Annotated in this window: 12 protein-coding genes; 8 read left to right on the top strand and 4 right to left on the bottom strand. The window is 62.1% G+C overall.

Going from position 1 to position 14,608, the window contains the following annotated elements; all coding sequences use genetic code 11:
* Positions 1-18: 18 nt before the first annotated feature.
* Together ABNT42_RS09450 and ABNT42_RS09445 are read left to right on the top strand one after the other, a co-directional pair.
* Positions 19-2,058: a PAS domain S-box protein gene (locus ABNT42_RS09450; protein ID WP_348696419.1), complete on the top strand. Its 2,040-nt coding sequence runs from the start codon at positions 19-21 to the stop codon at positions 2,056-2,058.
* A gap of 3 nt (positions 2,059-2,061) precedes the next feature.
* Positions 2,062-2,649 carry a response regulator gene (locus ABNT42_RS09445; RefSeq protein ID WP_348696418.1) on the top strand — a complete coding sequence of 196 codons (588 nt, stop codon included), beginning with the start codon at positions 2,062-2,064 and terminating at the stop codon, positions 2,647-2,649.
* 2 nt (positions 2,650-2,651) lie between these two features.
* Here the strand turns inward: ABNT42_RS09445 and ABNT42_RS09440 are convergent, their stop codons facing one another.
* Entirely contained in the window at positions 2,652-4,436 is a 1,785-nt protein-coding gene (locus tag ABNT42_RS09440; protein ID WP_348696417.1) for a DUF885 domain-containing protein, read from the bottom strand.
* A 40-nt stretch (positions 4,437-4,476) separates the two neighbouring features.
* On the bottom strand, positions 4,477-5,571 hold the full coding sequence (queG, locus tag ABNT42_RS09435) for a tRNA epoxyqueuosine(34) reductase QueG (protein ID WP_348696416.1): 1,095 nt from the start codon (positions 5,569-5,571) through the stop codon (positions 4,477-4,479).
* A gap of 76 nt (positions 5,572-5,647) precedes the next feature.
* Between queG and tsaE the strand changes: the two genes are divergently transcribed.
* Genes tsaE through ABNT42_RS09420 form a run of 3 tightly spaced genes read left to right on the top strand, consistent with a single transcriptional unit; the run spans position 5,648 to position 8,427 of the window.
* Positions 5,648-6,133 (top strand): tRNA (adenosine(37)-N6)-threonylcarbamoyltransferase complex ATPase subunit type 1 TsaE, encoded by a 486-nt coding sequence (gene tsaE, locus ABNT42_RS09430; protein ID WP_348696415.1) that lies wholly within the window; start codon positions 5,648-5,650, stop codon positions 6,131-6,133.
* Positions 6,097-7,533 (top strand): N-acetylmuramoyl-L-alanine amidase, encoded by a 1,437-nt coding sequence (locus tag ABNT42_RS09425; protein ID WP_348696414.1) that lies wholly within the window; start codon positions 6,097-6,099, stop codon positions 7,531-7,533. Before tsaE ends, ABNT42_RS09425 begins: the two co-directional genes overlap by 37 nt.
* Positions 7,534-7,581: 48 nt before the next feature.
* A complete protein-coding gene (locus ABNT42_RS09420; RefSeq protein ID WP_348696413.1) occupies positions 7,582-8,427 on the top strand; it encodes a D-hexose-6-phosphate mutarotase in 846 nt (281 codons plus the stop codon).
* Between the two features lie 27 nt (positions 8,428-8,454).
* Here the strand turns inward: ABNT42_RS09420 and ABNT42_RS09415 are convergent, their stop codons facing one another.
* Together ABNT42_RS09415 and ABNT42_RS09410 are read right to left on the bottom strand one after the other, a co-directional pair.
* A complete protein-coding gene (locus ABNT42_RS09415) occupies positions 8,455-9,543 on the bottom strand; it encodes a carbonic anhydrase family protein (RefSeq protein ID WP_348696412.1) in 1,089 nt (362 codons plus the stop codon).
* Between the two features lie 176 nt (positions 9,544-9,719).
* Positions 9,720-10,364, bottom strand: a complete 645-nt coding sequence (locus ABNT42_RS09410; RefSeq protein ID WP_348696411.1) for a VTT domain-containing protein — start codon at positions 10,362-10,364, stop codon at positions 9,720-9,722.
* A gap of 160 nt (positions 10,365-10,524) precedes the next feature.
* Between ABNT42_RS09410 and ABNT42_RS09405 the strand changes: the two genes are divergently transcribed.
* From ABNT42_RS09405 to miaA, 3 genes are read left to right on the top strand one after another with little or no spacing between them, the layout of a single operon-like run.
* On the top strand, positions 10,525-11,427 hold the full coding sequence (locus ABNT42_RS09405) for a peptidylprolyl isomerase (protein WP_348696410.1): 903 nt from the start codon (positions 10,525-10,527) through the stop codon (positions 11,425-11,427).
* 54 nt (positions 11,428-11,481) lie between these two features.
* On the top strand, positions 11,482-13,512 hold the full coding sequence (gene mutL, locus ABNT42_RS09400; RefSeq protein WP_348696409.1) for a DNA mismatch repair endonuclease MutL: 2,031 nt from the start codon (positions 11,482-11,484) through the stop codon (positions 13,510-13,512).
* Position 13,513: 1 nt separating this feature from the next.
* Complete coding sequence (gene miaA, locus ABNT42_RS09395) at positions 13,514-14,482, top strand: tRNA (adenosine(37)-N6)-dimethylallyltransferase MiaA (RefSeq protein WP_348696408.1); 969 nt, start codon at positions 13,514-13,516, stop codon at positions 14,480-14,482.
* Positions 14,483-14,608 lie beyond the last annotated feature (126 nt).

Here is a 14,608-nt window from a genome sequence, read left to right as displayed (position 1 = left end):
GCGATACCCTGAACGCCCATGACCGATACCTCCAGTTCCTCCAGCGCGCAGCGGCGCGGCCTGCGGCGCGCCCTGTCCAGCAGTGCGCTGCGCTGGCTGCTGCCCATCGTGCTGGTACTGTTTTTTCTGGCAATATTAATCTGGTTGCCATGGCAGGCGCGCCAGATGGAAAGCACGGAACGGCAGGAACAGCTGATCGCCGATACCCTGTGGGTGGAACAGACCATACGTTTCCAGCTGGGGCGCGATGAAGAATCGCTGCGCGCACTGGCCAACGAAATCAGCGCGGTGCATCTGAACGAAGATCAGCTCAAAGCACGTCTGACCCGCTTGCTGAAAAACGGCCACGAATTCCTCCGCGTGGTATGGCTACGCCCCGATGGCAGCCTGCACGCCAGTAGCGACGCCATCCCCCTGCCGGTGCGGCTCACGCAAGCGTCCGAAGCCACCATGGAACTGGTGCGCAAGACGCGCAAGCCGATGTACACCCAGCCCGAAATCCAGAGCGGCAATCCGAATGCGGCACCGTCCGCCGTGCTGATGGACTATCACGTTCCACTGTTCCGCGGCGACGAATATCTGGGCGATCTGGTAGCCACCTACCAGACCAGCGTGCTGCTGGAAGAAATGGTGCCGTGGTGGTTCGCGCAGGACAATCAGGTATCGCTGATCGACCGCGACGACCGCGTGCTGGCGCGCCGCGCCGCCGCAGGCCCCGGCCACGGCGTCTATACCCATAAGCGCGCGCTCGATCTGCCCGGTGCCAACATCACGCTGGTGACAGACAGCGTCAAGAGCGAACCCAAGCTACTACCGAACCTGCTGGTCGGTTCCGTCATCGTGCTGTCACTGGGGCTGCTATGGAGCTTGCTGGCACTGTGGGGCCACATCTCGCGCCGGCTGGCCGCAGAAGGCGCGCTGCGCCAGCAGATGTCGTTCCGCACGGCGATGGAAAACTCGCTGGTGACGGGCTTGCGTGCGCGCGATCTGGAAGGCCGCATCACCTACGTCAATCCGGCCTTCTGCCAGATCGTCGGCTATCCGGCCGAAGACATCATCGGTAAGCTACCCCCTATGCCTTACTGGGCGCCGGAAGCCATGACCGAATACCAGACCCGCTTTGCCTCGGTGCTGGCCGGTAAAGTCACGCCCCAGTTCGAAACCTATTTCCAGCGCCCCGATGGTGAACGCGTACCCGTGCTGATTTTCGAAGCGCCACTGGTCGATAACAACGGCAAACAGACCGGATGGATGGGCTCCATCCTCGACATCTCCGACCTCAAGCGGGTGGAAGACCTGAATCGCCAGCAGCAGGAAAAGCTGCAGGCCAGCGCCCGCCTCGCCACCATGGGTGAAATGGCCTCCATGCTGGCGCATGAACTGAACCAGCCGCTGGCAGCCATTTCCAGCTACACCACGGGTGCACTGAATATGCTACGGCGTGCCGACAGCGAGCAGACCACGGTGGCAGCCAGTGCGCTGATTCCTGCACTGGAGCAGGCCAGCACGCAGGCACAGCGGGCCGGCCAGATCATTCGCAGCGTGCATGAATTCGTTAAAAAGAGCGAGCCGCAGCGCCAGCAGGTTGCCATTGCGCCGCTACTGGAAGGCATACGCACACTGATCGAGCTACAGGCGCGTCAGGCCTTCGTGTCGTTCAAGACCAGCATCCCCGCCGACCTGCCGCCTGTTCTGGCCGACCGCGTGATGATAGAACAGGTGCTGCTGAATCTGACCCGCAACGGCATCGAAGCCATGCAGCACATCCCGCCCCAGCGCCGTCTGCTGAAAGTACAGGCCAGCTACCTACCCGAAACGGCGCAGGTCAGTGTGGACGTGATCGATCAGGGCCACGGCATACCGGAAGACGTGGCACAGCGCCTGTTCTCGCCGTTCTTCTCGACCAAGGCCGAAGGCATGGGCATGGGACTCAACATCTGCCGAACCGCGATAGAATTCCATGGCGGCACACTGACACATAGCGCCAACCCGCAGGGTGGCACCATATTTACCTTCGTGCTGCCAGCCTACACGGACAGTACGAAAACGGAGACTTAAAGCATGCTGCATATCGTTGATGATGAAGAAGTGGTGCGTGATGCACTGACCTGGCTGGCCACCTCGCGCGGCATCAGTGCGCGCAGCTATGCTTCGGCACTGCAGCTGCTGCGCCATGCCGATAGCGGCCAGTTCGATCCGGAAGGCGATTGCGTGCTACTCGATGTGCGTATGCCCGACATGAACGGCATCGCCGCGTTCGACCAGCTATCCACGCGCGGGCTGACCCAGCGCATGCCGGTGATTTTCCTCACCGGCCACGGCGATGTGCCCATGGCGGTCGATGCGCTGAAAAGGGGCGCCTTCGATTTCTTCGAAAAACCGTTCAACGACAACCAGCTGATGGACCGCGTGCAGGAAGGTCTGGCCGGTTCGCGCAAGGCCGGCGAAATGGCGCAGGTACACGCCCGCCTCGCCACCCTGTCGGCGCGCGAACGGGAAGTGCTGGATCTGATACTGGCCGGGAAAATGAACAAGGTGGTGGCCGATGAACTGGGTATCAGTATGCGCACGGTGGAAGTGCACCGCGCGCATATCTTCGACAAGATGCAGGTGAAAACAGCGGTCGAACTGGCCGGCCTGCTGAAATAGCGCTAGCTCTTCTTCTGCGCCGCGATCCACTCGTCCACGACCTGTTCGAGCACGGCCAGCGGCACATTGCCTGTTTCCAGTACGGTGTTGTGGAAGGCTTTCAGGGAGAAGCGTTCGCCCAGCGCCTGCTGGGCGCGGGCGCGCAGCTCCAGTATGCGTAACATACCGATCTTGTAGGCACAGGCCTGCCCCGGCATGGCCACGTAGCGCTCCACTTCCACTGCCGGTATGCCGTAATCGATACCTTGCTGGCGGGTCCATTTCATCGCATGCAGCCCCGTATCCACCACGAGGCGGCGGGCACGGAACAGCTCTGCATCGAGCTGGCCTAAGTGGCCCACCACATCGCCGTCATACCAGTGATTTTCTACCGCTAGCTGTTCCGCATACAGTGCCCAGCCTTCGCCATAAGCCGAACCCACAGGGAACACGCGGTCGCGCCGGTAGCGCGGCTGCTGGCTATTTTCCTGCTGTAGCGCGATCTGGAAGTGGTGGCCCGGCACACCCTCGTGGTAAGTCAGGGTACGCAGGCCAACGATGCGGAATATGGGGCCGGGCATAGGTGCCCAGAAGATGCCGGGGCGCGTACCATCATTGGCTGGCCCTGTGTAGTGCGCCGCGGCCGTCTTTTCCGTAAATGGCGGTTCGCGTTTCACCACCACCGGCGCTTTCGGCGTGATGTCGAACAGATCGCGCGAACGCTGCTCGGCATCGCGCAACACTTCCTCGTAGCGTGCCAGTATGGCCGGACGGGGATCGGCCTCCTTGGGTTGCACGTCCTTCTCCAGCTTGGCCATGCGCTCCTTGATACTACCTTCCGTGTAACCCAGAGTGAGCAGCAGGCCATCCATCTCTTTTTCGATGCGCGCCACTTCGCGCAGGCCGATCTGGTGCACCTGTTCCGGCGTGTAATTGGTCGAGGTCATCTGCTTGAGCAGCAGGGCATAGGCCTTGTCGCCATTTGGCAAACGCCACAGCCCTGCATCGTTATTCGTCTGCGGCAGCTGCTCCTGCAGCAGCGTACGCACGCGCTGGTAGGATGGCATGACGGACTGGCGCACGATGCTTTCCGCGCTAGCGGCAAACTGCTGCTGCGCTTCCGGCGTCAGCTCCTTCACATTTGCCATGCGCTGCTTGAGCGACACCACCAGCACATTGGCCTCGGCACCACCGTCAAGGAAGCGATCGAGCTGGCCGATGGCAGACTGGGTCAGGAAGGTGGGCATCAGAATGCCGCGCGCACCGAGCCCGCGCGCCTGCAGGATGCCCGTATCGATCTTGCCCGCCACGGCCTGCAGCCGTGCCAGATAGTTCTCCACATCGCGCTGGTTGCGGATCGGGTGGGTCTGGCTGAGGAAGTTCACCAGCTGCACATGCAGGCCGCCGAACTGGTTGAACACGAAGTTATAGTCGGCGTAGGGATAGCTATCGATCTGGTTCTGCAGATTCCAGCGTATGGTGGCAGCACTGGCGCGCTGCTGCACGCTCAGGCTTTGCAAATTCATCTTGTCCAGTTGCGCCAGCGCCTTCTTGGCAGCCGCCACATCGCGTGCGCGCTGCACGATGGAATTCGGCGTCAGCTTGCGGTCCAGACCATCCTGCTCCTTGCCGCTGAAATACTGCTTGGCAGTGGCCTGTTCGGGATCGTTACGCACCTTGGTATTGGCCAGATTTTCCGCCCACTGGTCAAAGCTGACTTTCTGCGCCGCCAGACTGAAGGCAGGGCTGAAAACCGTGGCGGCAGCGGCCGTGGCAAGCATCACGATGGTGTGGCGGGGACTGTGCATGATCATCCTTTAGAAAGTGATCACACCAGTGTAGCGCAGTTCAGCGGTGGCAGGCCAGCGCCCACTCCAGATGCTCGCGCAGCAGCGGGGTGGCGCCCTCGCAGCGCGCCGTCAGCGCAGCGACGATGGCAGTATCGCCCTTGGCGCCGCTACTGGCAGCATTACCCAGCGCGACGGCGATATTGCGCAGCCAGCGCTCATGGCCGATGCGGCGTATCGGGCTGCCTTCCATCTTGCGGTTGAATTCTTCTTCCGTCCACGCTAACAGTTCCAGCAGACTGGCGCTGCCCAGACCATGGCGCTCGTCGAAATCAGGCAGCACGGCTTTCTGCGCGAACTTGTTCCACGGGCAGGCCGTCTGGCAATCGTCGCAGCCATAGATATGGTTGCCGATCAAAGGACGCAGTTCGGCCGGTATGGCGCTTTTCAGTTCGATGGTCAGGTAGGAAATGCAGCGCCGCGCATCGAGTTTGCCCGGTGCCAGAATCGCGCCGGTGGGACAGACATCGATACAGGCCTTGCACTGGCCGCAGTGGGCACCCGTGGGCGCATCCACCGGCAGCGCCAGATCGACCAGAAACTCGCCCATGAAGAAGGTGGAACCGGCAGTGCGCGAAAGCAGCAGCGTATGCTTGCCGCGCCAGCCCAGCCCTGCTTTTTCGGCCAGCGGCAGCTCCATCACGGGCGCCGAATCGGTGAACACGCGGTAGCCAAATTCGCCGATCTGCGCTTTCACCTTATCGGCCAGTTGCTGCAAACGGGCGCGCAGCACCTTGTGGTAATCGCGTCCGCGCGCATACACCGAGATCACGGCGGCCTGCGGATCGGCCAGCCGCTGCGCTTCCCGTTCGCGCCAGTCGGCTGGCGTATCGGTGGGCAGATAATCCATGCGTGCACTGATCACGCGCACCGTGCCGGGCACCAGTTCGGCCGGACGGGCGCGCTTCATGCCATGCGCCGCCATGTAGTCCATTTCGCCATGAAAGCCCGCATCCAGCCACGCCTGCAGGCCCGCTTCCGCATGGCTGAGGTCGATATCGGTAATGCGGACTTCGGCAAAACCCAGTTCCCTGCCCCACAGCTTGATGCTGGCGGCCAGTTCGGCTAACTCGGTTTCGGACAGGGAATGGGGCATGGGCTGGGTAACGGTGTAAGAATGGTCGCAGGCGGTTACAATGGCTGGTGTCCCAACCAATCTCACATTTTAATTGATGCCGCACTTTCAAGCCCATCTCCACGACGAAGCCGCCACTGCCGCCCTCGGTGCAGCGCTGGCGCACGCTATGGCGCCCGGTCTGGTCATCTATCTGCACGGTGATCTGGGCGCTGGCAAAACCGCGCTCACGCGCGCCCTGCTGCACGCGGCCGGCCATGTGGGCACCGTGAAAAGCCCCACCTACACCCTGTCCGAGCCGTACGCGATTACGCTGGGCGGCCAGTCCGTCAGCGTGATCCATTACGATCTGTACCGCATGGGCAGTCCGGAAGAGTTCCTCGATGCGGGCTTCCGCGAGGATTTCAACGGCAGCAATATCTGCATCGTCGAATGGCCGGAAAAAGCCGATGGCGTGCTGCCGCCGGCCGATCTGGATGTCAATCTGAGCGTGGCGGGCGTCGGCCGTGAGGTAGAATTGCGGGCATCCACCCCTGCCGGTCACTCATGTCTGCAACGCCTGAAATTCGCCCCCAATCTGTGAGCGACGCTAGCTCTACCCCGGCGGACGCGCGCACGCGCCGCACCGTACTCAAAGCTGGTGGCGCCCTGCTGCTGTCGGTACTGGCGCCAACCCGCGCCATGGCCGCGCAGATCCTCGCCGTGCGCGTCTGGCCGGCCGAAGACTACACCCGCGTCACGCTGGAAAACGATGCCGTACTCAAAGCCACCCACTTCACCGTAAAAGATCCGGAGCGGCTGGTGGTGGATATCGAGGGGCTGGAACTGAATCCCACCCTGAAAAGTCTGGTGGCCAAAATCCAGTCCAACGATCCGTATATCAAGCAGGTGCGGGTGGGCCAGAACCGGCCTAACGTGGTGCGGCTGGTGTTCGATCTGAAAGAGGAAGTGAGGCCGCAGGTGTTCACGCTGGCACCGGCCGGCAATTACAAGCATCGCCTGATTTTCGACCTGTATCCCGTCAAGGAAGCCGACCCTATCGCTGCCATGATAGAAAAAGGCGACTGGTCGGGCGATGGCAAAGGCGGCAAGACCGATAGCAAGAACGACAGCAAGATAGATAGCACGGCGGGCAGCGGCAACCGCGTGGCGGCCGTGGAAACCCCGGCCACACCGGCGGCACCAGCCGACACTATGCATGCCGAACATGACGGCAAGGCGGCCGAAGCCCTATCCAAACCGGCGGAAAAATACGACCGTAACGGCAAGCTGGTACGCATGCTGACAGTGGTACTCGACCCCGGCCACGGCGGCGAAGACCCCGGTGCTTCGGGCCGGAATGGCAGCCGCGAAAAAGATATCGTGCTGGCGATTGCCAAGCGCCTCAAGACCCGTATCGAAGAAATTCCGAATATGCGGGTGATGCTGACGCGCGACGGCGATTACTTCGTCCCGCTCGGCACACGGGTGGAAAAAGCCCGCAAGGTGCAGGCCGACCTGTTCGTCTCCATCCACGCCGACGCCTTCGTGCAGCCCACCGCAAGGGGTTCCTCGGTATTCGTCCTGTCCGAAAAAGGCGCCAGCTCGACAGCGGCGCGCTGGCTGGCCGATAAGGAAAATCTGGCCGACACCATCGGCGGCGTGAATGTGCGCAGCCACGACCGCCAGCTAGCCAGTGTGCTGATCGATCTATCCACCACGGCGCAGATCAACGACTCGCTCAAGCTGGGCAAATCCGTGCTGGGCGAAATCGGCGGCATCAACCGCCTGCACAAAGGCTCGGTGGAGCAGGCCGGCTTTGCCGTGCTGAAGGCGCCGGATATTCCTTCCATCCTGATCGAAACGGCCTTCATCTCCAATCCGGAAGAAGAAGCCAAACTGCTCGACGAGGGCTACCAGAACCAGCTGGCTGAAGCCATCGTCAAAGGCATACGGCGCTATTTCGCCAAGAACCCGCCGCTGGCCAAGAACCGCCTCACCTGAGTCTGGAACTGCGCCGCGTCTCTATCCAACCACTTTTACGGAATCCACATGGCTGTAGTAACGATGACAGAATATGGCGCACTGCCCGCAGTGCAGATCACGGCGGCTGATGGCGCCAACATCACGGTATCGCTGTTCGGCGCCCACCTGCTGTCATGGAAAACTGCCGATGGCACTGAGCGCCTGTTCGTCAGCAGCCAGACGCCACTCGATGGCAGCAAGGCTATCCGCGGCGGCGTACCCGTGATCTTCCCCCAGTTTAATGTGCGTGGCCCCGGCCTGCGCCACGGCTTCGCCCGTGTCAGCCAGTGGCGCGTGAGCGATAGTGGCGGCGATGGCGGCCATGCCTACGTCGAATTGCAACTGAACCAGCAGGATCTGGCGGCAGAACATGCGGCCGCATGGCCCCATGCTTTCGAACTCACGCTGCGCTACACGCTGCAGGGCGATGCGCTCGATGCGCGCTTTACGGTGCATAACAGCGGCACGGCCGAATTCCCGTTCGGCGTGGCGCTGCACACCTATTACGACGTGGGCCAGCTTGCGGCCACCAGCATCAGCGGCCTGCAGGGCCAGAGTTATACCGACCACCATCTGCAAACCAGCACGCAGGATACCCCTGCCCTGCACTTCGACCAGAAGCATGACCGGCTGTATCAGTCCACGCCTGCGCTGACGCTGAATACGGCCAGCCGCACGCTGCATCTGGAGCAGCAGGGTTTTGATAACTGGGTAGTGTGGAATCCCGGTCAGGCCGATGCGGCGGCGCTGACCGATCTGGCCGACGAAGAATATCTGCGCTTTATCTGTATCGAACCGGCCCGCATCGATCAGCAGCTACTGGCCGCCGGCAGCAGCTGGACCGGCACGCACCGGATCAGCTGCGCCAGCTAGCGCTTAGGCTAGCGGCCCAGCTAGGGCTTAATTCGATTCCTTGATGATGCGGCCGGAACCGGGCTGGATAGGCCGCGCATTCATCGGATACAGACGGGCGAACAGCGCCATCTGGGCGGGCGAAGCCTGCACCGGCTCTTTCATCACCAGCCACAGCACGCCTTCGCTGCACGGTGGCGTGGTCAGCGAACCCATAAAGGTGAAGTAGTCGCGCCGTGCCGGTATCAGATCGATCGGATCGATCACCGACGACGGTGCCATGGTATCGAGTTTTTCCAGCGGCAGGTTATTCCATACGGTCTGGATCACCGGCTGTGGACGCCCCCGCTCCATCAGCAGCGCAATCACAGCCAGCTTGCCCTCGCCGTCCTTGTGCACCAGGTGCATGACCATTTCATAGCCCTTGCCATTCACGCGTTCTTCCGAAGGACGATGGAAGTGGAACTGGATCAGCTCGTACATCCGGTTCTGCACCGTGATGAAATTACCGCCACCCACCATCACCTGCACGGTATGACCGTTATCCGTCACATTGAAGGACGAGGGATGGTAGTCAAAGGTAATCTGCTCCAGCTCGACTTTCATGCCATCGCGGATATCGATCGGCGACTGACGATTGCCGGTGCTGCACTTGGCCCACTCCGGATTGATCTTGCCCCAGTTGGCCGGGCCATTCTCGCCCTCGTAAGACCAGTGATGGCTATACACTTTCGGTGCCGCTTCCACCACGGCAGCCGCTTTCTTGGCTTTGGCGGCCGCAGCTACGCGAGCCTGCTGATTGGCGCGCATCAGCGCCAGACGGGCAGCAATCTTGGCCGACAGGTCGGCTTCCGCTTCGGCTTCGCGCTCGCGCGCACTTGGCGCCGGCGCGGATGCTTTACGGCCCAGTGCGGCCGGCTCGCTATCGGCTTTTTCTGCCGCCGCGGCAGCGATCTGTTTAAGCGGCACGCCGCCCACGCTCACGCCGTGTTCCGACTTGGCACCCGCTGCGGGCGTGCCCTTGGTTTTAACCGTGGAAGCTGCTGCTTTGGCCGACGCCGGTTCACGCGCCTCATTGGCGCTGGCAGCGGTGGCAAACGCGCAGCAGCAGGCGATCAGGGTGAGTAAAGTACGCATCGCAGTCCAGAAGTATAAGAATTACACACTGGTATACGGATGCAATTGGGAAAAACTTGAGCGAAGGCTAGGACAAGAAAGATATTTATTTATGAAATATGCCGGAATCGGCACGGCGCCTGGGCCGTGCCATGGTGCGGCTGGCGCCGCACTCCCGCGTATTCCAGTGCAGCCAGTTAGCGGCCCAGCATGCGGCGGCCCAGCTTGTAGACGCCGCCCAGCGCCATCGGCACCACGGCCACACCCACGCCCACCAGCACGATTTCCGTCAGGTGTTCGCGCACGATGGCGATATTGCCGAAGAAATAGCCTGCCGTCGTCAGCAGCACTACCCACAGCACGGCACCGGTGATGTTGTAGAGCTGGAAGCGGCCATGGGTCATGTCCGACACACCGGCCACGAACGGTGCGAAGGTACGCACCACCGGCACAAAACGGGCCAGCACGATGGTCTTGCCGCCGTGCTTCTCGAAGAACTCATGGGTACGGCGCAGCGCGTCCTTGTTCAGCCAGCGGTAATCATGGGTAAATACCCGCTGACCTATGGCCTCGCCTATCCAGTAATTGGTGGTATTGCCCAGCACAGCCGCCGTAATCAGCAACCCGTTGAGCAGGAATAGATTCATTTCACCCAGCGCACACAGAGCGCCGGCGATGAACAGCAAGGTATCGCCGGGGAAGAAGAACAGCACCACCAGCCCTGTTTCACAGAAAATGATGGCAAACAGCACCACGTAGATCAGGGTACCGTATTGCTGTATCAGCACTTCGAGCGTTTTGTCGACATGAAGGATCATGCCGAAGAATTGCATAAAATCCATATTCTTCCCATAAAGTCAGCGCCGGAATCATACACCACGATGGCGCTTAGGTGAGCAGTTTCCCATGCGCTCTTAAGCAGATTAAAATCTTTCACGGGCGCACAAACCGTGCGCCCCCTCATTAGCCCACTACCCAGGGAGATACCGGATGTACCGAACCATGCTGTTACCGTCCTTGTCCGCTCTAGCGCTGCTTACCGGCAGCCTCGCCAGCGCTGCCGATCTGCCCATCAAACCCAGCGTCGGCGACCTCGTCAAGCAATCGCAGGCGTCCGACTGGCGCCCGACCGACCCGCAGCACACGCTGTATATGGAGCTCGAAAGCGGCCGCGTGGTGATCGAACTGGCGCCCGATTTTGCTCCACAGAACATCGCCAACATCGAAACGCTGGTGAAGGAAAAGTATTTCGACGGACTGGCCATCCTGCGCTCGCAGGACAATTATGTAGCGCAGTGGGGCGACCCGCAGGCCGAATCGGCTACCCCGCGCCCGCTGGGCAGCGCCAAGACCAAGGTGGCAGGCGAATTCAGCGTGCCCCTCAAGAATGACAAACATTTCGTCCGTCAGCTGGACCGCGACGGCTATGCCCCGCAGATCGGCCATTCCAACGGTTTCCCTGTGGGGCGCGACCCGAAAGCGGGCACCACCTGGCTGGCGCACTGCTACGGCATGGTGGGCGTAGGCCGCGATAACGGCACCGATAGCGGCAATGGCGCGGAACTGTATGCCGTGACGGGCCACGCACCGCGCCATCTGGACCGCAACATCACGCTGGTGGGGCGCGTATTGTCCGGCATGCCGCTGCTCTCCTCGCTGCCGCGCGGTGGCGAAGCCATGGGCTTCTACGGCACCAAGGAAACCCGCATGGGCATCAAATCCATACGACTGGAAGCCGATGTGCCCGAGGCCGAACGCAGCCATCTGGAAGTGATGCGCAGCGAAGCGCCCATCTACCAGCAGGTAATCGACGCCCAGCGCAACCGCGGCGGCCCCTGGAACAAGTTCTCGCCCGGCTATGTAGAACTGTGCAACGCGCCGATCCCGGTGCGGGTACGTCCTTAAGTCCGACTGCCAGCGCCCCGCAAACGGGGCGCTGCAAGCAGTTATAATCGCGGGATGAATGCGCCCGAACTTTCCCCTAGCAGCAGCCCGCGCCCTATCCGCGCCCTGCCCGATCAGCTGATTTCCCAGATAGCCGCCGGCGAGGTGGTGGAACGCCCTTCGGCCGTGGTCAAGGAATTGCTGGAAAACGCACTCGATGCGGGGGCCACCCAGATCAATGTGCGGCTCGAAGAAGGCGGGGTAAAACGCATCGCCATTACCGACAATGGCCGCGGTATCCCGCCCGAGCAGATGCCGCTGGCTCTGGCGCGCCATGCCACCTCCAAAATCGCCTCGCTCGACGATCTGGAAAATGTCGGCACGCTGGGCTTTCGTGGCGAAGCGCTGGCCTCGATCGCTTCGGTCGCTTCCGTCACGCTGACGTCGCGCACGGCCGATGCTGCCCATGCGTGGGAAATCGTCGGCTCGCATCAGGGTACGGTGGCACCGTCCTCGGGCGCGTACGGCACTACCGTCGATGTGCAGGATCTGTATTTCAACACGCCGGCACGGCGCAAATTCCTCAAGTCGGAACAGACCGAATTCGGCCACTGCGCCGAAGTGGTACGGCGGATTGCGCTGGCCCGTCCCGACGTGGCCTTCACGCTGAGCCACAATGGCCGCACCATCGACCACTGGAACGTGACGGAAATGGCCAAGCGCAGCGCCCACATACTGGGCGACAGCTTTGCCGAAGCGCGCCTGCCCATCGATGAAAGCGCCGGTCCGCTGCGTCTGCACGGCTACACGGGTCTGCCCACTGCCTCCAAAGCCCGTGCCGACGGCCAGTTCTTCTACGTGAATGGCCGCTTCGTGCGCGACAAGGTACTGGTACACGCCGTCAAGGCAGCCTATCAGGATGTGCTGCATGGCGACCGTTTCCCGTCCTATGTGCTGTCGCTCGATCTCGATCCGGCACTGGTAGACGTCAACGTGCACCCGTCCAAAATCGAAGTACGTTTCCGCGATAGCCGTGCCGTGCACCAGTTCGTATTCCACGCCGTGCAGCGCGCGCTGGCCCAGACTTCCGCCACCGCCCACGGCAGCGCACCGTCGCCCCTGCCGGCGGCCGACAGTCTGGAAACCACGCCATGGCGCGGCGAGCAGACCAGCTTCGGCGCTCTGCTCAAGCCTGATTACACCCCGACCTTCTCGCCCTCGCCATTTGCCAAACCGGGCGATGGCAACGGTGCTGCTGCCAATAATGCAGGTGGCGCGGCCTACTCGCCGCACAGTGCGCCCCGTTTCGACGCCCGCACGGGTGGCGTGGCACAAAGCACAGCGCGCTATGGTGCGCTGTTCAGTGGTGGCAGCGACAGCAGCGATGCCACGCGCAGCTACTCGCCAGCCGGCGACTACAGTCGCAGCGATAACCTGAGCAGCGATAGCGACCGCGCACTGCCGCAGGCCAGTCCGTTCACCGTTTCGCCAGCCGCCATGGCGCAGGAAGAATTCCCGCTCGGCTTTGCGCTGGCCCAACTGCACGGCATCTACATCCTCGCCCAGAACGCCAAAGGGCTGGTGCTGGTGGATATGCATGCGGCGCATGAACGCATCCTGTACGAACAGCTGAAACAGGCACTGCAAAGCCATGTGGCCGGTGAAGCCATGCAAGTGCAGCCGCTGCTTATTCCCGTCACCTTCTACGCCGATGCGATCGAAGTGGCCACCGTGCACGAACAGCAGGAAACCCTGCAGGCACTGGGCTTCGACATCGCCGCCCTGTCGCCCACCACGCTGGCCGTGCGCTCCGTGCCCGTGCTGCTGAAAAATGCCGATGCCCAGACACTGGCACGCGACGTGCTGCGCGATGTGCGCGAATTCGGCGGTTCGCGCCTGCTGATCGAACGCCAGAACGAACTGCTGGGCACACTGGCCTGCCATACGGCCGTGCGCGCCAACCGCATCTTGTCGGTGCAGGAAATGAATGCCCTGCTGCGCCAGATGGAAAGCACCGAACGGGCCGACCAGTGCAACCACGGCCGCCCGACCTGGGTGCAGGTGGAAATCGGCGCGCTCGATAAACTCTTCCTGCGTGGGCAGTAACATGAGCAATAACTTGGTGCAGCCTGCAACACGGCCACTGGCCGTGGCCATCATGGGCCCTACCGCCTCCGGCAAGACGGCCGCCGCGCTGGCGATTGCCGAACGCATCCCGTCGGAGATCATCTCGGTCGATTCCGCGCTGGTGTTTCGCGGCATGGATATCGGCACGGCCAAGCCTAGCCGCGCCGAACTGGCCGCCGCGCCACACCACCTGATCGACATCATCGACCCGCTGGACGCATATTCGGTCGCCCAGTTCCGCAACGACACGCTGCGTCTGGTCGATGAGATCGTGGCACGCGGCAAACTGCCGCTGCTGGTGGGCGGCACCATGCTGTATTTCAAAGGGCTGGCCGACGGCCTCGATGATCTGCCCGGCGCCGATCCGGCGCTGCGCGCGCAGATCGAAGACGAAGCCGCGCAAGTGGGCTGGCCGGCCATGCATGCCCGTCTGGCCCTGCTCGATCCGGAAACGGCAGCACGGCTGGCACCGGCCGATGCCCAGCGCATCCAGCGCGCGCTGGAAATCTGTACGCTCAGCGGCAAGCCCATGTCGGCCCTGCTGGCGCTACGTGAAAAGACCGAGCTGCCATTCGAACTGCTGTCGTTCGCACTGGAGCCTTCCGACCGCGCCGTGCTGCACGAGCGCATCGCCCGCCGCTTCGACCTGATGCTGGCCGATAGTCCGGACGGCAACCTGCTGACGGAAGTGGAACAGTTACGCCGCCGCGGCGACCTGCATCCGGGCCTGCCATCGATCCGCTGCGTGGGCTACCGCCAGGCCTGGGATTACCTCGATGGCAACATCGACTACGCCACCATGCGCGAAACGGGCATCATCGCCACCCGCCAGCTGGCCAAGCGCCAGCTGACCTGGCTGCGCTCGATGCCGCAACGCCGCGTGATCGACTGTCTGGGCGCCAATCCCACGGACGAACTGCTGGCGCAGATCGGCCAGCATCTGGGCTAAAAGCACCTGCGCGCGTTAAAAAACTGACACGCTTTACGTTGAAAAACGCTCAGGGAAAAACAAAATAAACAGAATATGGGGAAAAAACGGGCGCCATCCTTGACAGCCTAGCGCCTTACCCTGATA

The sequence above is a fragment of the Duganella fentianensis genome (assembly GCF_964031615.1).
GTDB lineage: Bacteria > Pseudomonadota > Gammaproteobacteria > Burkholderiales > Burkholderiaceae_D > Rugamonas > Rugamonas fentianensis_A.
The sequence above is the reverse complement of the archived record's forward strand: the minus strand, read 5'-3'. Positions and strand labels throughout refer to the sequence as shown.

Excerpts from the sequence above, each read along its gene's own strand:
- ABNT42_RS09450 (WP_348696419.1), top strand. The coding sequence starts at position 19 with ATGACCGATACCTCCAGTTCCTCCAGCGCGCAGCGGCGCGGCCTGCGG.
- ABNT42_RS09445 (WP_348696418.1), top strand. The coding sequence starts at position 2,062 with ATGCTGCATATCGTTGATGATGAAGAAGTGGTGCGTGATGCACTGACC.
- ABNT42_RS09440 (WP_348696417.1), bottom strand. The coding sequence starts at position 4,436 with ATGCACAGTCCCCGCCACACCATCGTGATGCTTGCCACGGCCGCTGCC.
- queG (WP_348696416.1), bottom strand. The coding sequence starts at position 5,571 with ATGCCCCATTCCCTGTCCGAAACCGAGTTAGCCGAACTGGCCGCCAGC.
- tsaE (WP_348696415.1), top strand. The coding sequence starts at position 5,648 with ATGCCGCACTTTCAAGCCCATCTCCACGACGAAGCCGCCACTGCCGCC.
- ABNT42_RS09425 (WP_348696414.1), top strand. The coding sequence starts at position 6,097 with ATGTCTGCAACGCCTGAAATTCGCCCCCAATCTGTGAGCGACGCTAGC.
- ABNT42_RS09420 (WP_348696413.1), top strand. The coding sequence starts at position 7,582 with ATGGCTGTAGTAACGATGACAGAATATGGCGCACTGCCCGCAGTGCAG.
- ABNT42_RS09415 (WP_348696412.1), bottom strand. The coding sequence starts at position 9,543 with ATGCGTACTTTACTCACCCTGATCGCCTGCTGCTGCGCGTTTGCCACC.
- ABNT42_RS09410 (WP_348696411.1), bottom strand. The coding sequence starts at position 10,364 with ATGGATTTTATGCAATTCTTCGGCATGATCCTTCATGTCGACAAAACG.
- ABNT42_RS09405 (WP_348696410.1), top strand. The coding sequence starts at position 10,525 with ATGCTGTTACCGTCCTTGTCCGCTCTAGCGCTGCTTACCGGCAGCCTC.
- mutL (WP_348696409.1), top strand. The coding sequence starts at position 11,482 with ATGAATGCGCCCGAACTTTCCCCTAGCAGCAGCCCGCGCCCTATCCGC.
- miaA (WP_348696408.1), top strand. The coding sequence starts at position 13,514 with ATGAGCAATAACTTGGTGCAGCCTGCAACACGGCCACTGGCCGTGGCC.